The organism is Variovorax sp. 01N425, from assembly GCF_056399465.1.
The window spans coordinates 26,571-47,824 of sequence record NZ_JBFTRJ010000029.1; the positions used below are offsets into that span (position 1 = coordinate 26,571).

13 protein-coding genes are annotated in these 21,254 nt (G+C 63.3%); 11 read left to right on the forward strand and 2 right to left on the reverse strand.

Annotation, left to right across the window (positions count from 1 at the left end):
* The first annotated feature begins 92 nt into the window (after window positions 1–92).
* The 8 genes from AC1DSC_RS31380 (at window position 93) to AC1DSC_RS31415 (ending at window position 17,289) form a co-directional block, all read left to right on the forward strand.
* Window positions 93–11,744, forward strand: a complete 11,652-nt coding sequence (locus AC1DSC_RS31380) for a hemagglutinin repeat-containing protein (RefSeq protein ID WP_478132016.1) — start codon at window positions 93–95, stop codon at window positions 11,742–11,744.
* A gap of 25 nt (window positions 11,745–11,769) precedes the next feature.
* Window positions 11,770–12,720: a hypothetical protein gene (locus AC1DSC_RS31385; protein ID WP_478132017.1), complete on the forward strand. Its 951-nt coding sequence runs from the start codon at window positions 11,770–11,772 to the stop codon at window positions 12,718–12,720.
* A gap of 83 nt (window positions 12,721–12,803) precedes the next feature.
* Window positions 12,804–13,412: a hypothetical protein gene (locus AC1DSC_RS31390; RefSeq protein ID WP_478132018.1), complete on the forward strand. Its 609-nt coding sequence runs from the start codon at window positions 12,804–12,806 to the stop codon at window positions 13,410–13,412.
* Window positions 13,413–13,488: 76 nt separating this feature from the next.
* On the forward strand, window positions 13,489–15,237 hold the full coding sequence (locus AC1DSC_RS31395; protein ID WP_478132019.1) for a ShlB/FhaC/HecB family hemolysin secretion/activation protein: 1,749 nt from the start codon (window positions 13,489–13,491) through the stop codon (window positions 15,235–15,237).
* 9 nt (window positions 15,238–15,246) lie between these two features.
* Window positions 15,247–15,690 (forward strand): hypothetical protein, encoded by a 444-nt coding sequence (locus tag AC1DSC_RS31400; RefSeq protein ID WP_150106815.1) that lies wholly within the window; start codon window positions 15,247–15,249, stop codon window positions 15,688–15,690.
* Window positions 15,691–16,085: 395 nt separating this feature from the next.
* Entirely contained in the window at window positions 16,086–16,352 is a 267-nt protein-coding gene (locus AC1DSC_RS31405) for a helix-turn-helix transcriptional regulator (RefSeq protein ID WP_015867286.1), read from the forward strand.
* Between the two features lie 326 nt (window positions 16,353–16,678).
* Entirely contained in the window at window positions 16,679–16,789 is a 111-nt protein-coding gene (locus AC1DSC_RS31410; RefSeq protein WP_478132027.1) for an AlpA family phage regulatory protein, read from the forward strand.
* Complete coding sequence (locus AC1DSC_RS31415) at window positions 16,786–17,289, forward strand: hypothetical protein (protein ID WP_478132020.1); 504 nt, start codon at window positions 16,786–16,788, stop codon at window positions 17,287–17,289. The genes AC1DSC_RS31410 and AC1DSC_RS31415 overlap by 4 nt, the downstream gene beginning before the upstream one ends.
* Before the next feature lie 362 nt (window positions 17,290–17,651).
* On the opposite strand, the gene AC1DSC_RS31420 is transcribed toward AC1DSC_RS31415, so the two are convergent.
* Window positions 17,652–17,975 carry a hypothetical protein gene (locus AC1DSC_RS31420; RefSeq protein ID WP_478132021.1) on the reverse strand — a complete coding sequence of 108 codons (324 nt, stop codon included), beginning with the start codon at window positions 17,973–17,975 and terminating at the stop codon, window positions 17,652–17,654.
* Between the two features lie 454 nt (window positions 17,976–18,429).
* Between AC1DSC_RS31420 and AC1DSC_RS31425 the strand changes: the two genes are divergently transcribed.
* The 3 genes from AC1DSC_RS31425 to AC1DSC_RS31435 all read left to right on the forward strand — a co-directional run bounded on the left by AC1DSC_RS31425 (window position 18,430) and on the right by AC1DSC_RS31435 (window position 19,624).
* The gene (locus AC1DSC_RS31425; RefSeq protein WP_478132022.1) at window positions 18,430–18,690 is read left to right on the forward strand and encodes a hypothetical protein; all 261 of its coding nucleotides are present in this window, start codon (window positions 18,430–18,432) and stop codon (window positions 18,688–18,690) included.
* Between the two features lie 114 nt (window positions 18,691–18,804).
* The gene (locus AC1DSC_RS31430) at window positions 18,805–18,954 is read left to right on the forward strand and encodes a hypothetical protein (RefSeq protein ID WP_478132023.1); all 150 of its coding nucleotides are present in this window, start codon (window positions 18,805–18,807) and stop codon (window positions 18,952–18,954) included.
* Window positions 18,955–19,096: 142 nt separating this feature from the next.
* Window positions 19,097–19,624, forward strand: coding sequence for a hypothetical protein (locus AC1DSC_RS31435; RefSeq protein ID WP_478132024.1), 528 nt, complete (start codon window positions 19,097–19,099; stop codon window positions 19,622–19,624).
* A gap of 259 nt (window positions 19,625–19,883) precedes the next feature.
* On the opposite strand, the gene AC1DSC_RS31440 is transcribed toward AC1DSC_RS31435, so the two are convergent.
* A partial coding sequence (locus AC1DSC_RS31440) for an IS1182 family transposase (RefSeq protein WP_478132025.1) occupies window positions 19,884–21,254 on the reverse strand: 1,371 nt, incomplete at its 5' end.

The window sequence follows — 21,254 nt, forward strand, 5'->3', positions numbered from 1 at the left end:
CTCGCGCACCCGTTCCGCATAATCGCTCCCCGTCTCGTGCGTCTTGTCACAAAAGACGTCGCAAGCAGACAACACCGAGGGAGCGCCGAACAATGAATCGTCATCTGCATCGCATCATCTTCAACGCCGCCAGAGGCATGCGGATGGTGGTCCAAGAAACAGCCAGCAGCACGGGGAAGGGCAAATCCAAACCCACGGGCGGGCCCGGCGGCGCGGGCGCCGCGGTGAAGGCTGTCGCGTTGCTCGGTGCACTGGTCGCGCTTCCTGGAGAAGCCCAGATCGTCGGCGCGCCCAACGTTCCCGCCAACCTGCGGCCCACGGTGCTGGTCGCGCCCAACGGCGTGCCGCTCATCAACATCCAGACGCCCAGCGCCGCCGGTGTCTCGCGCAATGTGTACCAGCAGTTCAACGTGGCGCCCAACGGCGCCATCCTGAACAACAGCCGCACCAATGTGCAGAGCCAGCTCGGCGGGTTCGTGCAAGGCAATCCGTATCTCGCGACCGGGCCTGCACGCATCATCCTCAATGAGGTGAACGGCGGCAGCCCGAGCCAGCTGCGCGGCTACATCGAGGTGGGCGGCACGCGGGCCGAGGTGATCATCGCCAACCCCGCGGGCATCAGCGTCGACGGCGGCGGCTTCATCAATGCGAGCCGGGCCACGCTGACCACCGGCACGCCGCAGTTCAATGCCGTGGGCGGCCTGGACAGCTTCCTCGTGCGCGGCGGCACCATCACCATCGACGGGGCGGGCCTGGACGCCAGCAAGACCGACTACGCCGCCATCCTCGCGCGCGCCGTGCAGGCCAACGCCGGCATCTGGGCCAGCGAACTGAAGGTGGTGACCGGCGCCAACACGGTCAGCGCCGACCACAGCCAGGTCACGCCCACCACGGGCACCGGCACGGCCCCCACCTTTGCCCTGGACGTGGCCGCGCTCGGCGGCATGTACGCCGGCAAGATCACCCTCATCGGCACCGAGGCCGGCCTGGGCGTGCGCAACGCCGGCACCATTCAGGCCGCGCCGGGCGCCACCGCGCTGATGGGCGCGGGCCAACTGGTGGTCACCAGCGCCGGGCGCCTGGAGAACATCGGCACGCTCCAGGCCACCGCCGATGCGAACCTCGCGGCCTCGGCCCTCGCCAACAGCGGCCGCGTCAGCAGCGGCGGCAACCTCAAGATCACCACGCAGGGTGACCTGGCCAATGCACTGAACGGCACCGGCGGCACGCTCGAAGGCGCGCGGCTGGAGCTCGCCAGCACCGCGGGCGACATCGACAACCGCGGCGGCACCCTGCGCCAGACCAGCAGCGCCGGCCTCGGGCTGAGCGCGCCGGCCTTGAGCAACACCAGCGGCGGCGTCATCGGGCTGGAGCCGGTGGCGGCTGCGCCGTCCACGCCTGGCACCGGCGGCGGCACGGGCGGCACAGGAACCGGAACCGGAACGAGCGGCACGGCCAGCCCGGGCACGCCGACCGCAGGCACGGACACCGGCGCCGGCGGCACCATCGCGCCAGCACCGTACGTGCCGCCATCGCCCGGCACCATCACCGCGGCCGGCACCCTGCGCAACGACGGCGGCAAGATCTACGCGGGCGGCCCCATCAGCCTGCAAAGCGCCAACGTCAACAACAACGGCGGCACCCTGAGCGTCGCGAGCATGGCCGTGAGCCAGCCGAGCTTCGACAACCACGGCGGCACGCTCAATGTCAGCAACGGCTTCAGCGCCAATGTCGATCGCTTCGACAACACCGGCGGCACGCTGAACGCCAGCAGCCTGAACATCGCCACGACCGGCGACCTCATCAACGTCGGCGGCACGCTCACCAGCGCCACCGATGCCACGCTGGCGGTGGGCGGCCAGGCCGACAACACACGCGGCACCATCTCGTCGGCGGGCGCGCTGACGGCCAACGTGGCGGGCGCGGTGAACAACACCGGCGGCACACTGGTGGCGAACCAAGGCGTCGCGCTCGGCGCGGGCAGCCTGGACAACACGCAGGGCAGCATCCAGTCGGCGCAGGCTGCAGTGCAGCTGGGGGTGACTAACCAACTGACCAATGGCAGCAGCGGCACGATCGGGGCGGCCACCGACCTGAAGGTGCAGGCGGGTTCACTCGTCAACTCCAATGGCGCCAGCCTGCGCGGCGCGAACGATGTGAGTGTCGCGGTCGGCGGGGCGATGACCAACGACGGCAGCATCACGGCCGGGCGGCACACGGCGGTCGCCGCAGGCAGCCTGCAAAGCGGCAGCACCGGCGTGCTGGGTGCCGGCATCCAGAGCGACGGCAAGCTTGGCGCAGCGGGTGACCTGGTCGTGACCACGAGCGGCGCCTTGGTCGCCAATGGCACCAACCTGGCGGCTGGCAATGCCACGTTGCAGGGTGCAAGCGTCGATCTCTCGGCCAGCCAGACCAGTGCGGCGAATATTGCGGTTACGGCGACGCAGGGCAACGTGACCACCGACAAGGCCACGATCACAACGCCGGGCACGTTGAGCGTGACTGCCAACGCACAGCCTAGCCAGACGCTGGTCAACGAGGGCGGCAAGCTCAGCGCCAATCAGCTGGACCTGAATGTCTCCAACCTCGCCAACACGAACGGCGGCGAGATCGTGCAGACCGGCACGAGGGCGACCACCATCGCGACCTCGGGCGCCATCGACAACAGCGGCGCCACGCTGGCCAGCAACGGCAGCCTCGCCCTCACCGCAGCCAGCCTGAACAACCGGGGCGGCACACTGCAGGCCGCCCAGGTCTCCGACCTGAGCGTCAATGTGACGGGTCTGCTGGACAACGGCCAGGGTGAGATCAGTGCGGGCGGCAACACGACCCTGCAAGCCGGCAGCCTTGCCAACGATGCCGGGCGCGTCACGGCTGCCACGGGGGATGTCGCAAGCACCACGAGCGGCGCCACCAGCAACCGTGGCGGCACCATCGCCGCCAATGGCAGTACCGCATTGAATGCCGGCAGCCTGGACAACAGCGGCGGCACCGTGTCCGCGCTGAACCGCCTGGCGGTCAATGTCCAGGGCGCAGTCGACAACACGGCCGGCACGCTGGCGGCCACCCAGGAGCTGGCCCTCGACGCCGGCTCGCTCGCCAACGACAAGGGCTCGATCCAGTCGGCCCAGGCCGCGACCCAGGTGAACGTCACCGGCGCTTTGACCAATGGCCAGGGCTACATCGGCGCCGCCACCGACCTCAGCGTGCAGGCGGGCAGCCTGAGCAACGCCGCGGGCGGCAGCCTGCACGGGGCCAACGACACCACCGTGGCAGTGGCTGGCCTGCTCGCCAACGACGGCAGCATCACGGCCGGGCGAAATGCCACCATCACCACCGGCAGCCTGCAAGGCGGCAGCACCGGCGTGCTCGGTGCAGGCGTCCAGAGCGATGGCAAGCTCGGTACGGTGGGCGAGTTGAGTGTGACGGTCTCCGGGGCGCTCGCCACACACGGCACCAACCTGGCAGCCGGCAATGCCGCGCTGCAAGGCGCCAGTGTCGATGTCTCGGCCGGTCAGACCAGCGCCGCGAACATCGCGATCACGGCCACGCAGGGCGACGTGATCACCAGCAAAGCTACGGTCGTCACGCCGGGAACCCTGAGCGTCACCGCCAACAGCAAGGCGCCGCAGACCCTTGTCAACGACGCGGGCCGGCTCAACGCGAAACAGCTCGACCTGAAGCTTTCGAACCTCGCCAACACGAACGGCGGCGAGATCGTGCAGACGGGCACGGGCGCGACCACCATTGCGACCACCGGCACCCTGAACAACAACGGCGGACGCATCGCGAGCAATGGGCAGGACCTGAGCCTGGGTGGCGCCAACATCACCAACGCCGGCGGCAAGATCGAGCATGCCGGTGTCGGCACGCTGAGCATTGCCGGCGGCAGCTACAACGGCACCAACGGCCAGGTCACGGCCAATGGTGCGCTGACCGTCGCGATGTCGGGCGCGTTCAACCAGGACGGCGCGACGGCCGCAGTCAGCGCCAAGCACATCACCATCGACGCCGGATCGCTCGGCAACCGCGCCGGCGCCCAGATCGTGCAAACCGGCGCCGATGCCACGCGCATCACGGTGGTGGGCGCGCTGGACAACGGCGGCGGCACGCTGGCCAGCAATGGCAACACGACCGTCGCGGCCGGCAGCCTGTCCAACCAGGGCGGCATCCTCCGCGCCGCCGAGGCCTCCGATCTCGGCCTGACCGTGGGCGGCCTGCTCGACAACAGCAGCAAGGGCGTGATCGGCGCGGGCGGCACCACCACCATCGCTGCCGGCAGCTTGAGCAACAACGCGGGCAGCGTGACCGCTGCCGAAGACCTGAGCGTTACCGTCGGCGGCGCGGCCTCGAACGTGGGCGGCACGTTGGCGGCCAACGGCAACACCACGCTCGTGGCCGGAACGCTGGACAACAGCAGCGGAACCGCCGCGGCGGTCAATGGCAACCTGAGCGTCACGACGTCAGGCGCGACGACGAACAACGGCGGCACGTTGCAGGCCGGCGCCGCGACCACGCTGCTCAATAGCGGGCTGAACAATGTCGCGGGCAAGATCTTTGGCAACAGCCTGGCGGTGAACACGCGCGCGAACGGGCAGAACAATGCGCTGGACAACACGCAAGGCACGCTGGCGGCCACCACCACGGTGGCCGTGAACTCGGGCGCGCTCATCAACGCTGCCGGCCTGATCCAGTCGGGCGGCGCGATGACCATCGACACGAATGGTCAGTTGCTCACGAACACGAATGCGGCCGGGTACATCAATGGCCAAGGCGGCATCAGCAGCGGCGGCACGCTGAACCTGACCACCGGGTCGGTCAATAACAACGCGGGCTTCATCGGCGCGAAGAACGCCGTGACGGCCAGCACCCAGGGCTTCTCCAACACGGGCGCAGGCTTGGTGCTCGGGCAGTCCACCGTCGCCATCAACACCAACGCGGCCGCCTACGACAACACCGGCGGCCGCACCCTGGCCGCGGGCGATCTGGCCGTGAACGCCGGGACGCTGACCAATACCAGCGGCCTGATCCGCTCGGCGGCCACAACGACGCTGAACGCCGGCCGCATCGTCAACACCAGCACTCTTGGCACCGAGCAGGGCATCGAAGGCCTGAATGTGGCCGTTGGTGCCGGCAATCTCGACAACAGCTCGGGTGCCATCCGCGCCGACGTCAACGCCACCATCACCAGCGGCGGCACCGTCAACAACACGAATGGCTTGATCTCGGCCGGCAACACGCTCGCCATCGCCGATCCCAATGCCGCCAACCCCGGCGCCAAGACGCTCAACCTGGTCAATACCGGCGGCACGCTGGTGGCCGACAAGAGCCTGAAGATCGATGTTGCGAACTTCAGCGGCGATGGCCGGGCCGTCTCGGGCCAGAACCTGAGCATTGCGCTCCAGCAGGACATCGTGAACAACGGCGAGGTGGCTGCCAATGGCAACCTGAGCTACACGACGACGGGCAACTTCACGAACAACGGCAAGCTGCTGGCGGGCCAGACGCTCACCGTGGGCGGCAACAACGTGGACAACACGGCGAATGCGGAGATGTCGGGGACGAACACCATCGTCAATGCCGGCGGTACGCTGACCAACCGCGGCCTGATTGACAGCCGCGGCGAAACCGAGATCAACGCAGGCGCGCTGAACAACATCGGCACCGGCCGGATCTATGGCGATGCGATTTCCATCTCGGCCGGCACGCTGCTCAACGACAGCGAAACCGCCAATGGCGTGACCAAGGCGGGAACGATCGCATCGCGCGGCGACCTCGACATCGGTGCGGGCACCATCACCAACCGTGAGCACGCCCTGATCTACAGCCAGGGCAACATGTATATCGGTGGCGCCCTCGATGCCAACCGTCAGGCGATCGGCCAAGGTGGGACGCTCGACAACCTGAACGCCGACATCGAGTCCATTGGCGACATGTCCATCTCGATGGCGCAGGTCAACAACCGCGATGTCCACATCCAGAAGGGCGCGCCCACGGTAACGCCCAGCACCTTGACCGGCATCGCACCCAACACGCTCGTGGGCAGCGGTGTCGGCAGGACCACGACCTATCCATTGGACGAAGTCAATGTCGACCCCGTCAACGGTTTCGTCTATCTCAAGGCTACCGGCGAGCTCGTCGGCATCGGAGGCTACGCCGTCTGGCACAACGCCATCACGACCACGGAAGACACGGCGACCAACATCGACCCCGCCCACTTGGTGGCGGGCGGCAGCATGACCGTCAACGGGCGCCTGTACAACGAGAACAGCCAGGTGCTGGCCGGCGGGACGATCACGGCCACTGACTACCAGTCTTACCAGCTGACGGGTACGCGCACGATCACGGGCTCTGCCACCGTGATCGACAACAAGGGCCAGGTGCAGGCGATGAATGTGCCTCTGATCCTTCCGCCGCAGACCATTTCGCTGGGCGCCTACAAGTACCAGGAAAACATCAATGCGGCCGCCGGCTACAACGCGGGCGTCGCCCCGGTCGGCAGCGGGACGGGCGGGGCGACCGGCAAGGGCGCGGTGGGCGGCGGCCAAGGGCCGGCCACCATTGTCGAAGTGCCGGCGAATGTGGGCGACACAGTCAAGGTCGACGGCCAGAGTGCTGGCAGCGCGACAGGGTCGACCGGACCCGATGGCACGACGGCAACGCAATTGGGTACGGGCGCCACGGACGTAGGTGCCAACGGAGCTGCGACCGGCACCGCTTCGTCGGCCCAAGCCGGCGCAAGCCGGACCGTCCCGATGGTCGTGCGCACCAGCATGCCCAACGTGCGTATCCCGAATGCCAGCCTGTTCAACCTTCGTGCCGGTCCGGGCAGCTACCTGATCGAGACCGACCCGCGCTTCGCCAACTACCGCAACTGGCTCAGCAGCGATTACCTGCTGAACAGCCTCGGCCAGGACCCGAGCAACATCCTCAAGCGCCTGGGCGATGGTTTCTACGAGCAGAAGCTGATCCGCGAACAGGTGGCGCAACTCACAGGCTATCGCTACCTGGATGGCTACAACAGCGACGAAGACCAGTACATGGCGCTGATGGACGCCGGCGTGACTTTCGCGAAGCAATACGGATTGCGCCCGGGCGTGGCGCTGAGCGCGGCGCAGATGGCGCAGCTGACCAGCGACATCGTGTGGCTCGTCGAACAGACGGTGACCTTGCCGGACGGAACGATGCAACGCGTGCTGGTGCCTCAGGTGTATGTGCGTGTGCGGCCAGGCGATATCGACGGTTCAGGCGCATTGTTGAGCGCGGATGCCGCCATCATCGAGAGTTCGGGCGATGTCACCAACACGGGCACCATCGCCGGACGGCGTCTGGTGTCGATCACGGCCGAGAACGTCAACAATCTTGGTGGCCGCATCTCGGGTGGCAGCGTTGCCCTCGACGCCAGGTCCGATCTGAACAATATCGGCGGCACCATCGATGCGCGGGACGCGGCCATGCTGACTGCCGGCCGGGACATCAACATCCGAACGACCACCCAGAGCACGGGCGGGCTGTTGAACAACACGGCCGTGGACCGTGTGGCCGGGGTCTATGTCAGCGACCCTGGCGGAGTCCTGCTGGCCTCCGCGGGGCGCGATGTCAACCTCGTCGGCGCGGTCCTCGCCAATGTCGGCAAGGACAGCCGAACCTTGGTCAATGCGGAGCGGGACGTCAACCTCGGCACCGTCTCTGAATCGAGCACCATCTTCGCCAGCGGCGGCAACAAGGGCCGTAGCTTCAGCGCCGTGTCCTCGCAGAGCCGCGAAATCGGCTCCACCATCGTGGGCAGCGGCAGTGTCGCCATCACCGCGGGCAACGATGTCCGGGCACGCGCCGCTGACGTGTCGGCCGGAGGCACCCTGGCGGTCACCGCTGAGCATGACATCCGCATCGATGCCGGACAGTCAAGCCAAGCAATCCTGACAACCAGCAACTCCTCACGCAAAACGCTCACTTCAAAGAGCAGCAGCTCCGAAATCAAGGCGCAGAGCGACACCACCGTGCTTGGCAGCAACTTCTCCGGGCAGAACGTGGTGATGTCCGCGGGCAATGACCTGGGCGTCCGCGGCAGTCGAGTGTCTGCAGAGAGCCAACTCGTGCTGAGCGCGGGTCGCGATGTGCGCATCGAGAGCGCGCAGGAGCAACATGCGACCGGCAACGTTTCGAGAAGCAGCCAAAGCGGCTTCAACGGAGTGAAAGACAGCCTGCTGTACGGAAAGGGCTACAGCAGCAGTTCCAGCAATCGCAACGAAATGAGTGCTGGCACGACACAGGTCGGCAGCACCATCAGTGGCGGCAGCGTCAGCATCGATGCTGGGCGCGATGCCCAGATCGTGGCGAGCAATGTACTGGCCGACACGAACATCGCCATTACTGCCGGCCGTAACATCGACGTGCTGGCGGCTCAGGATACCTCTGTGTCGGCAACTGCCAGCAGCGGCAAGAGCCGCAGCTTCAGCCCGTCGCCAGGCCTTGCGCCACGCCATACGGCCTACAGCAATGTGAAGGGTTCGGAGGACGGTACGGGCGAGTCCAGCACCGCCGTCACAAGCCTGATCAGTGCCAACGGCGGCAATCTCACCATGGTGGCTGGCCTGGACTCCAAATATGCGGGCACTGGCCAAGGCAACATCACGGCCGAAGGCGCGGATCTGCTGGCCAAGAACAAAGTCGCCTTGTCTGGCAATGCAGTGAACCTCAACGCCGCCACGTCCAGCGGCAGCAGCAAGCACCACGCAGAATCCAAGAGCCACACCATCGGTGCGCAGCTGAGCGGCATCGTGGGCAGCGCGATCACCAGCGCCTACGATGCGGCGCAGGAGTCGCGCAAGACCGATGACAGCCGGCTGAAGGGCGCCTTGGAACTCAAGGCTGGGTACGACGCCTACAAGCTGGCCACCGATGGGGCGTTAGGGAATGGCATCCAGGGACTGACGGCTGCGGGCACCGGCGGCGACCCCAGCGGTGCGGCCTTTGGTGTGAGCGTGAGCGAAAGCCGCACACGTTCGCGTAGCGACACGGCCGAGGTCTACAGCAACCAGCGCGGCACCAACATCCAGGCCGGCAGCATCGACATCACCGCGCGCGAGACCGACATCAACATGCAGGGTGCCAAGCTGCAGGCTCGCGATATCGCGCTGGACGCGAAGCGCGACATCAACATGCTCGCCGCGGAAAACAAGGCGGCCACCCTCAGTACCAATTCGGGCAGTTCGCTCGGCGGGGGCGTGACCTTCGGCTTCGGTTCGCAGAACGGCTTCAGCATCCAGGTCAATGCCGGCAGCAACCAGGGCAAGGCCACGGGCATCGAGACGCGCCGCGACAACACCCTCATCACCGCCACCGACTCCGTGAAGATCAAGAGCGGCGGCGACGTGAACATGAAGGGGGCGCAGATCACGGCCGATTCGGTCAAGGCCGACATCGCAGGCAACCTGAACATCGAGAGCCTGCAGGACAGCACCACCTACAACAGCAACCAGAGCAGCAGCGGAGTCGCGCTCAGCCTGTGTATTCCGCCGATCTGCTACGGTCAGTTCGTCTCCGCCACGGTCGATGCCTCCAAACAGAGAGTCGACCATAACTACCGCAGCGCCACCGGGCAAAGTGGCATCGCTGCGGGCAATGGCGGCTACGACGTGTCGGTCAAGGGCAACACCGACCTGAAGGGCGGCGGGATCACCAGCACAGCGCCCGAAAGCAAGAATAGCTTGGTCACTGGGAGCCTCACGACCAGCGATCTGCAGAACCGGCAGAACACCAATTCAAGCAGCAGCGCCGTCAGCCTGAGCTTCAGCTATGGCACGGGTGCAGCGAACAACGTGCTGAGCAACGTAGCTCGGAGCGCGACCAACACCGTGCTGGCGAATCTGAACGGAGGCAAGGGACTGCCTGCGGATAACAGCCAGTCCAGCCAGACCTTGAGCGTGATCAGCCCGGGCAACATCAAGATCGTTGGCACAGGCGTCAAGGAGATCGACGACAAGAGCAACGCCAACGTGGCCACTCTGACAACTAGGGATCCGGTTACGGCCAACGGCGCGCTCGTCAATACGCTGACCTTGCAACAGGCCAAGGAGATTCCGAGACTGCAGCAGCAAGCGCAAGATCATCAGCGCGCAGCTCAGCTCGTGGGCAGCGTTTTGAGCGGCGTGATTGGAGACGTGAGCCAGTCGTTAAATCAACAAGCGCAGGCCCAAGAGAATGCAAGAGCGCTCGCTGCTGGAGAAGCTCCACGGACTGTGACCAACTTTGCAGATGGTTCGTTGGAAAAAACTGTACTGCACGGGATTGCCGGGTTCATCCAGGCCAAAGTCGGCGACGGCAGCGGTTTGGCGGGGGCCGCTGCTGGTGTTGTCAACGAGCAGTTGCTGCCTGCGATGGAGAAATACTTAAAGGAGAACGGCTATGACTACAACGACCCTTCGTTAACGGTTGAGCAAGCTGCACAGAAGAAGAGTGACTACAGCGCGCTATTGACGGCCGCTTCGACTTTGGTGGGTGCGGCTGTTGGCACGGTGGCTGGCGGAAGCTCGAGTGCCGGCGTCGGCGCGACAGTTGCCAACAATGCAACGGTCAACAATTTTCTAAAGCACGACCAAGTGGCCGCGATGAAGAAGGAGTTCGCGGCGTGCAGGGCCAAGGGGGAGTGCAATGATGAGGAAGTCCGAGCGATCGCGGGCAAATATGCTGCCCTCTCGCAGAAGAACATCGATCTGATCAAGTCCTACATCAAGGCCGGCGACGTCGCCAGTGTCAGTGCCTTGGAAAGCCAAGCAGCCAGTGCTGCCGACGTGGATTCGGCCATCCCGTTTGGCTATGCCCAGATGTCAACCGTATTCCAAGGCTGGCAGAACAACGTGAACGTCTTGGGCACAGTTGGCGGGGTGGGGGCACTGGGTGGCACTGACGTCCAACAGGCACTGGAAGTAGCGAAGTTCCGACAGACCTACTGCGGAGGGCTCAGTGCTGGAGCTTGCGACGCAAGGGTGGACGACGCTATTGCCGACAGAGCGACGCGTGCCTTGATACTCGGAGCCACCACCGTCGCGATTCCGACGGCCATACAGGCCCTAGGAGGATTACGCCCTGTCAGCCCCTCCAGGAATTCTGTTCGGCCAACGGAGATCACCAGCGACGGGGATCTTTCAAATGTCTATTCGACGCAGAATCAAACCGTCGTCCATATGCCCATCAGGGGCACTTCCATTGAGGACATTTCTGGGGCAACAGTATTCACGATGCCCCCACAAGGACAAAGAATCTCGGGGCAAAACGCCGGGGTGCGGCTTGGGGCTTGGGGTGAAGGTCCGAGCGGCCTCGGTACGGAGATCATTGAGCAACTGTCGCCAGGGACCAGGCCCCTGCAAACCGGCGGAGGCTATGGTGTGGATAGCATTGGCGGGAAGATTAATACGGAGAACAAGACGATTCCCGCATTCGAGATCAAAACGACTGATACCGGGAATCGGCAGCCTGTCGACAAACCAAAGCCGCTTCCTGAACGAGTGAATGATTGGGTCAATGAAGCCGCGAATACAGGCATGATCAGTGGACAGCGCGTTAGCGCAGCTGATAGGGCGTATGCAAGGGGGCTACAAAATTTGCTTCGCGAAGGCTATACGATTCAACCTTACGTAGTTGAAGTCGCTGTCCCACCGCAAGGGCAGAGTGCGCGTCCGACAGTAACCGTAGTTCCGTGGCCTGTTCCCAAGGGGTTACCACGTCCTGGCACCGCACCTTGATCATTTTCGACTCCGAGGAGAAATCTTGCACATCGACCCACCGCTCGTAAAGACACTCGATTCCTGGCCTTCGTTGAAAAAACACCTTCGGATGAATGAAGAGTGGCTGCAGTCGTTTGAATCATCTGACCTTCAAACTCTTGGCGACTACGCGAGCACGGGACGAATTGTTCACACATCCATATTGACGGGTCATGAGGAAGTGGTGAGTCATCCCTCGCGATCCGCGTTTCTAAGTGGGGCGCTCGAAACGACGTCGATAGCAAAGGTAATGCATGGGTGCCGACTGGCGCCTGCTGATACGGCACGTGATCAATTTGCGCTCGGAGTTCTCTATCGAGAGCTTTCGTTCTTGCAGACCGTATTGGTTGAATCCGAGTTCCCCGCGCGCTTTGGACGGAAGCTTTGCGGCATGTCGGTTGGATTCGCCGGTTGGTTGGGTCTTGCCGCCGCGGTGGGTGATTTGGTCGTTCTGGAGCGCTGGGCTTCTTTGGCCGTAGATGTGACGAGGCGCGGCTACTTGCGTGACGCCGATTCGCGCGGACTGTTGCAATGGATCTTGCGTTTGTGGTGCGATGTGCGGCGCATCGACTATCCGGGTACGAACTATCCGCGCTATGCAGTAGCAGAGGAAATACTGCAGAACTGGGACACTCAGGACTCCGAGACCCTCGGAAAATGGCTCGTGCAACTGTGCAATCAACATACTCGTTTGACTGGCGTTCAAGAGTTCGCCGATTTTTCAAATAGCTTCAGCCATTTTCCCGTTGACGTGCTGATGTTGTTTCGGTTGCGAGAGCAAGCAGGCCTTGTGAATCCACAGGTCAATCACCCACTCATGAAATTCCCTTGGTCGCGCTTGTGGCCAATCGGACCTGCGGTACCAGACGAGCTGCTTTCTGGTCTGTACCATCGACTCGAGAGTGATGAAGGCCTAACGGTGCGAGGCTTGTATCGACAACTTTCCACTTCCTAGCAGGCATGTGTTCGCACGCGTTGTCTGATTCTTGCGCGGCACTCTCGCTCTTCTACGCGCTTAATGTCCGCGATGAAAATTGAATGACGGCGTTCGAAGCTGCATTCTCGCCAATCCTATTGATTCTCCAGATGCTAAAAAATAGGTTCTCCGCGCCAAGTCTTGCATTGCTGGCTGCGTTCTGGCTGGCCGGTTGCGCATACGACGGCGCTGGCTATCCCAAGCCCGAATACAACTATGCGGCCCAAGCAGGCGATTCGGAGTTCTTCTTCGAGTCCGAATTCGGAACCAACTCGCAGTTCAAAGCCAAGACAGAAGCCGTGCAGGACGGCGACGACTGCCTCGACACCAAACGGGTGGCGTACCTGCAGCAGATGGACTCCTACCTACGCAGAGCGGACGCGCCGGGCCCTTGGAAGATCGCGGCCCCTGCCGATAAGCCGATTCTGATCGCGGGTCAGTGGACGCGCTATTCCTCAGCTGGCTATGACTATCTGAGCCAGAGAAAGACCGTCATGCCGGCGACGAGTTGTCCCTGGGCGGCAAAGATCTTGACCCCGAAGCCCGGCGCGAGATACCGAGTGCGCCTTTTCAAGGCCGGGCCAATGGCATGTTCACTTTCGGTGACTTCGATGGACGGCGCGCCGGTCGAAACGAAGGATGCGCCGAGCTGCGCGCGTCCGCCCAGATAACCCGCACCACAAGCAACCTGACGGCATGACCGCATGGCCGTTGCCCCTTTGCGCGCCGCGTAAGAGCACATTCCAAATGAACACCCAAAATAGACCGCTTGCGCGTGCGCTGTTGACAACGGCCATCCTCGGCCTGCCGTCGCTCGCGTCAGCCCAACTGGCGAGCACTCCCCAACCCTTCGTCGAACAGCAACGCCAGCAGGAACGCGAGCGCGCCCTGCGCGAGCAGAACGAGCGCACGGTCGACCTGCGGCTGCAGGCCGCACCGCCCGCACCCACTCAGCGCATCGCGGCCTCCGAAGCGCCGTGCTTTCGCATCGGCCGCGTGCTGCTGGTCGGCGAGCAGGCCGAGGCCTTCCAGTGGGCGGTCTCTGATCTGTCCGGTCCCGAAGGCAACGATTCACCGGTCGGCCGCTGCCTCGGCACCGCCGGCGTCAACGTGGTCCTGGCCCGCGCCCAGCAGGCGGTGATTGCCCGCGGCTTCGTCACCACCCGCGTGCTGGCCGCCCCACAGGACCTGTCCACCGGCACCTTGACCCTGTCGCTGGTGCCCGGGCGCATCGCGGCCATCCGGACCACGCCCGATTCCTCGGCCACGCTGCTGGGCAGCGGCGCCTTGCTGGGTTCCGCCATTCCCGCGCGAGCGGGCGACCTCTTGAACCTGCGCGACATCGAGCAAGGGCTGGAGAACCTCAAGCGCGCGCCCACGGCCGAGGCCGACATCCAGATCGAGCCCTCGACCGCACCGAATGCCAGGCCAGGCGACAGCGACCTGGTGGTCAAGTACGTGCAGGCCAAGAAGTGGCGCCTCACCTTGAGCCTGGACGACAGCGGCACCGAGGCCACGGGCCGCTACCAGGCCGGCGCCACGCTGTCGCTGGACAACCCGTTCGGCCTGAACGACCTGTTCTATGTCAGCGCCAACCACAACATCAACGGCCACGTCTTCAGCGATCCGGCCAAGGGCACCGAAGGCCAGACGGTGCATTACTCGCTGCCGTACGGCTACTGGATGCTGGGCCTCACGGCCTCCAACAGCCAGTACCACCAGCGCGTGGCCGGGTTGAACCAGGACTATGTCTACGCGGGCAAGACCAACAACGCCGAGGTCAAGCTCTCGCGCCTGCTGTACCGCGACCAGAGCCGCAAGACCACGCTGGCGCTGAAGGGCTTCCGGCGCGAATCGCGCAACTTCGTGGACGACACCGAGGTCGACGTGCAGCACCGGGTGGTGGGCGGCTGGGAGCTCGGGCTGAACCACAAGGAGTTCATCGGCGAGGCCACCCTGGAGGGCACGCTCGCCTACAAGCACGGCACGGGCGGCTTCGGGTCGATCGCGGCGCCGGAAGAAGCATTCGGCGAGGGCAGCTCGCGCATGCGGCTGTACACGGCGGAGGTGAGCCTGAACGCGCCGTTCAAGCTGGGCGACCAGAAGCTGCGCTACTCGGGCCTGGTGCGCGCGCAGTGGAACCGCACGCCGCTCACGCCGCAGGACCGCTTCGCCATCGGCGGGCGCTACACGGTGCGCGGCTTCGATGGCGAGACCAGCCTGATGGGCGAGCGCGGCTGGCTGATCCGCAACGACATTGGCTGGGCCATGGGGCAGAGCGGGGCGGAGCTGTATGTCGGTGCTGACTACGGGCATGTCGGCGGGCGCTCCACCGCGGACCTGCTGGGCCGCAATCTCGCGGGCGCGGTCATCGGCGTGCGCGGGCAGTGGAGCAAGCTCAGCTATGACTTCTACATGGGGGCGCCGATCCGCAAGCCCGAGGGGTATCGCACGGCCAAGACCACCTTCGGCTTCAACCTGAATGCGAGTTTCTGATTAGCGATCATGCCCAAGGGCACACCGAATTCGTTCTCGATGCGAGGCATCTGGCGCATGGAAGACCGCTGGGAAGTCACACTTATCCGGCAAGGCCAGCGCCATCGCCGCGTGTTCTTGCTCAGTACGCACGGTGGAGTTCGTGCTTCGTTGAAAGTCGCCAAACAATGGCGCGATGAGATCGAAGCCGAGAAGCCGCTCACGCCTCGCCATGTACAGGCAGCCAAGCCGCGCGTCGATTCGCCCAGTGGCATCGCTGGCGTGACTTGCATCCGTTGTACCCCCGATGGCAAACCGTCGATCTGGCGAGCACAGACGCGCATTGGTGATCGGAACGTCAGCAAGTCGTTCAGCGTCGGGCGCTATGGTGCCCGCGCGTTGGACCTGGCGATCTCCGAGCGTGACAAGCAACTCGAACAAATGAAGCAGTGGCTGGAGTCGCGCCATGCATGACCTTGGGCGCACCGTTATCCGCATGAATTTTGCAGCAGTCCACATTCCTCAGCGCCCTTGAGGTGCATGGGCACCGTAGAAAGCAGGAAGGACGATGGTGATCGACGAAGGATCGATATCCGACCGTTGCGGCGGTCTCTCCACCAGGCCATCCCGCAATTTTCATATGCACTGTCAAAAGTGATAGTTGTCGAATGACATACTTCGTCGCACCCTAGACGCAGATCCAGGCGGAGAACTTTTCGTGGGAGCAGGCCGCCCCTGGGTCCGACAGCTGTTCAGGGCGCAGTCACTCTTGCCTGGCACTGGTTCTGCTCCTATTCGAGCTCTTCAAGCCGGGGACTTCACATCCAACGATGCACGGCCTGAAAGCACGGCACCCAAAAGGATCTGTCATGGAACTCGACGCCCACGTAAACCGCCGCGAACTCGGTCCGCAGACCGTCGGTATGCCTGCATTCTTTCGCATGGCTGACGTGATTCGCATCACCGCACTGAGTCGCGCCACCGTATACCGAAGAATTGCCGAAGGCAAGTTCCCGCCTCCCGTGCACCTGGGAGGCCGCGCCTCTGGATGGCCGCGTGCAGCGCTTCAGCGCTGGATCGATGATCCGGACGGCTATTCGAATTCGCCCATCACGCATCCGAGTCGAATGAACTGAACGAAGCGAAACTCTCCGCGTCCTTCGCGGACCGGACTTCCCTAGCAGATTTGTCAGTTGTCCGAAGTCGAGCTTGTCGCACGCTCGGCGCAAATCCATGCGGATAACAATTTTTAAGAACCGCCGGATTGGGCTGCGATTGCCGGGGCGAGTCCGAACGGCAGCGCTGCTCTGCTTTGTCCAGAGTCTTCAAGTCAGAAATTCAATGTCCGCAAGCACGCCGCCAAGGCTCGACCCAATTTCAAGGAGTTGTCATGCAATTGGAATCCCATGCCAATCACCGCCATGTTGATCTGTCGAGCGCGACAGGCCCCGCATTTTTTCGCATGGCCGACGTGATACGGATCACCGCACTGAGCCGCGCCACCTTGTATCGCAGGACTGCCGGATGCAAGTTTCCGCCTCAAGTGCATTTGGGCGGACACGCCTGTGGATGACCTTGCTCACGCAGACCGTGATGGTCCGGGCGAACATCGACGTCGACCGCATGAGCGCGCAGCAGAAGGTTGATCTGGCTGACGAAATCCACGTCCAGCAGCCCAACCTGCTGGCCTCCATCCTCGTGTTGCCTCGCTACGGGGTCGACATGCTGCAGCTTGAGGTGCCGATCCACGTTCTGCTGGTCGCCTTCCAGGCCATGAAGCACTGCGGGCACGCCGTGCCGACGATCTCTGAAGACGTCCAGGAAACCTGCTTGCAGCGGCTGACGGCGACGATGCAGTTCACCGAGGACGTGCCGCCAGACCTCGTCGAGCAGATGATCACAAAGTTCTGCGTCGACCACCCCGAGCGCTACCTGCTGGCGTTCGTGTACGGCTATCTCGGCGAGCACGACCTGCTGCGCGTGAGAACTGACGCCGAGAAGTTCTTGCTGCTGGCCGCACTCAACCTCGTGGAGTGCGTTGCCTACGTCGGAGCGCAGTTGCAGTCCAAGTGAACCGCGTGGGGCCGGTCAAGATGGGATGACTGGACGCTCACATTTTTCCCGACACGGACTGGAGCGATCCGCATTGGGGCATCTTCTCCAGCAAGATTGGTTCGATTGAGTTCAACGTGGGAAAGGCAGACCCTGTTCAAAGCGTCGGACTGCATGTGCGTGCCGGTGACGAAATTGTTCATGGCATCCTACTGCTCTGCGGCAAACTCGAATGCCAAGCGATAGACCTGAGCGACGGTAGTTTTCTGGAGCAGTCCGATGATCCCGCGCGCAACCTGCAAAGGTGGCGTGAGTACCGAGATCAGATCGTTGGCAACCGCACTTGACCAGCGCGATACCCGAGAACGGCCAGGAGCGGACCCTCAACCCTGCCTCCCGTCGGGCTTGATTTTCCGTCCATAGATGCACTGGGCAACCAGACTGGCCACCCCGCCAGCGGCACCGTAGAGACCGTAGATGTACAGGCTGTCAACGCTCACGTAGAGGTAGATCAGCGCGATCAGCGGCAAAAACGCAGAGGCGGCGACCCAGTACCACCCCGGTTTCTCGAAGTCCCTTCGGCTGCGCCCGAGGAAGCGTTCGATGACTAAGGACGCCACGAAAACGAGGCACATCGCCCCAAGTACGGGCAGGATCGAGAGCATGCCGGACTGTAAATCAAGATGCAGATATCCAAGCTGGACCATCGGCTAGGAATTCAGCTGTGCATCATGAGCCCGATGTCTTCAGGGGCGACGCCGAAATGCATTGCGAATCGACCGTCGCGCCAGCAATGCTCGACACCATGTCGGTTTGATGGTGGAAGCCCGCATGATCCGAAGGTCGCTCCGGGCCCTTTGTGCCTTCAGTTCGTCTGGCTACAAGTCGGGCACGACCCGACATTCGCCGACGAGGCTCAATTTGCTTGGAAGCTGACGTTCGAGGCGGGTACACAACAGTTTCGGGCCAACCTGGGGCGGGTCGCGCTGAAGCGCGTGCACACCAACCGAAGGCGCGTCAACAATTGCTAGATTCGGTCGGGTGGCGACTAACATCCCGGGCAATCAAGGCATGACGGATAAGCTAGACAAATACACCGATGCCCTCACTGCACTTTTGCATGAGGCGATTCGCTGCTCACCCGAATCTTGGACACGAGGCGTGCTCACGATTGACTGCGATGGCAGCCGTATCAACTACGGGCTAAAAAGCGATCAGTCGGGCGACAGGGCGAACATCTCTCAAGACCTTGCGCAGCTCTGCGAGCAGTACTGGGCGGTTTTTCAGGAGCACGGCGAAGCCTGGCTGGAGTCGACTATCGAGTTCTATCAAGAAGGTGGGGCGTGGAAGTTCAATGCGAACTACAAGCGACCTGAGAAGGCCCGAGCGACCTCCAAACCCTCTTGGAAGTTTTGGCAGTAGGTCGACTGCGCTTCCCGGCCAGGAGCGGACCATTCGGCACGCCGGCGCGATTTCTCTATTTCACCAAGGCAGGCGCCCGCACAGTAGCAGGTACGTTGCGCAAAAACTTGCACCATGACTTTCATCGTCCTTGCTCTCTACGCCATCGCCTACCTCGCCGGTTCGGCGGGAAGCCGGATCATCAACCGGGTATCGGGGCGGACAATCGTCAAGAGTTCTCGGCTGGTCGGGTTTCTTTCCTGTCCGTTGCCACCGTCGCAATAGCAGCATTAGTGCTCTCAAAGGCACCCGCGGGAGCACCCGGTTTCATAAGGGACCAAGCCGTGGGAGAGATCGCAATTGCGCCCGCTGTGGTTGTCGTGATTGTTGTAGCGGTGGCTGCTTGGTGGAGCAGACGAAAGGCAGCATGAGATACAACGGTCAAATTGGCCGAGTCGCCCTGTCCATTGAGCATCCGATCTTGAGCGACATACATCGGGCGGCGTCGGGCACGATCCAAAAAAGGAGCAGCCGAAATGAAGTTCGACTTGCCGCTTTGTCTGAATTCATCAGAAAGTTGCGTTGCCGCATGAAGGTTGCTCTCCTCGCCGCCACGGCCATCGCGGTCGTCGGATTTACCGTTTCAGCACGCGCGGACACCGCCCAGCACCTACAAATGACCTCTGCCGGCCGGCTACTCGCTCAGATTGACATGTTGGATGACAACTTATGTGCTGCCTTCCGAGGTCAAATGCAGGAACGCTTTCGGGCCGGGTTGGCTGCGACATGTGGAACGCCGATCAAAGGGCTTGAGTTCCACGCTTTATTGAGAATGGCTGGCACCCCACGCGACAGCGATGCCTACTTCCCCTCACAAGAAGCCTGTGACGGTTTCACACTGGCCATTTCTCGAGGATCGTTCGCCACAGTGGTAGACCGCTGCCAGCATCGTTAGAAAATCACATGCCGGCGCAGACTTGAAGGCCCGTTTTGCGCACGGAACGCTTGCTGAACGAAGGGCGTGCACGCAACCGACAGACCGGCAACAATCGGCCGAGGTTGTGTGGAAACGCTCTCGGCGCTCCAGTATGCCGAGCATTCGCGTCGCGAGGGCCACCGCCAGCCTCGCAGGCCATCCAGTCGTCGTAGGCGGGCACGAACGGGTTTGAAGCCCAGCGGGCCCTCTGCGCGCCGTTGAAGCGCGGTAAAGAGGCTCATGCCCCCACCAGCCGCACCGCCTTCATCATTCTTCTCATTCCCAGGATGGCGATCACTCGCTTGAGGTTGTAAGCCAGCACATGCAGGCTCATCTCGGTGCCCACATGCGCCAGCGTCTTCGTCAGGAAGTGCGTCGAGCCCATCCAGTGCTTCAACGTCCCGAAGACATGCTCCACGGTGCGCCGTCGCAAGGTCATGGCCTTGGGCTTCTTGTCCAGCCGCTGCTGCGCACGCTCGAGTACTTCTTCATGTTCCCATCGGCGGATGCGTCGGAAGTCGCCTATCGTGCATTGGTCTTTGATCGCGCATGTGGGGCAGGCGTTGGTCCAGTAGACATGGGCGTTGAGCCCGTTCTTCTCCAGCGTGCTGAACCGGTAGATGGCCCGCTCGTCCGCTGGGCACTGGTACTCATCGTCCTTCGCGATGTAGATGAAGTCGCTCTTGTCGAAGCGACCCGCAGCCTTGGCGCCCGAGGTCATGGGCTTGGGCACGAAGGCCGTAATGCCCGCGTCCTCGCAGGCCTTGAGCTCGGTGCCGTTGAAGTAGCCACGGTCGGCGAAGGCCTGCAGCTTCTTCGTGTCCATGGCCTCACGTGCCGCCTTGGCCATCTTGCTCAACTGGGCCCGGTCGTTGCCGATGTTCGTCACCTCGTGTGCCACGATGAGATGGTGCTTGGCATCGACCGCTGTCTGCACGTTGTAGCCCACCAGGCCCGAGCCCTTGGCCTGCGAGTTCATCGAACGGGCATCGGGGTCGGTGGTGGAGATCTGCCCGTCGGGCAGCTTCTTCAATTGCTCCTGGGTCTCGTCGAGCTGGCGCATCTGCGCGCGCAGGGTTCGGATCTTGTCCTGCAGGCGTTCGGTCTTCGCTTCCACCTCAGCAGGCTGTGTGCGATCCGCCGTCTCCAGCGCGTCGAGGTAGCGCTGGATGCTCTGTTCGATCTGGCGCTGGCGTGCATCGATCTTGGCGGGGGTGACATTGCGGTCGCGGCTGTTGACGGCCTTGAACTTGCTGCCATCGATGGCCACGATGGCCTGCGTGAACAGCTTGAGCTCCCGGCACATGCCCACGAAGCGCTTGCAGACGTTGCGGATGCCCGCCCCGTTGTCGTGACGGAAGTCGGCAATGGTCTTGAAGTCCGGAGCCAGCCGGCCAGTGAGCCACATCAATTCGACGTTGCGTTGGGCTTCGCGTTCCAGGCGCCGGCTGGACTGGATACGGTTCAGGTAGCCGTAGATGTAGAGCTTGAGAAGCACCGCCGGGTGGTACGCAGGCCGACCGGTAGCAGCTGGGTCCGCGCCTTTGAAGCCGAGTGCCTGAAGATCAAGTTCCTCGACGAAGGCGTCGACGACTCGCACCGGGTTGTC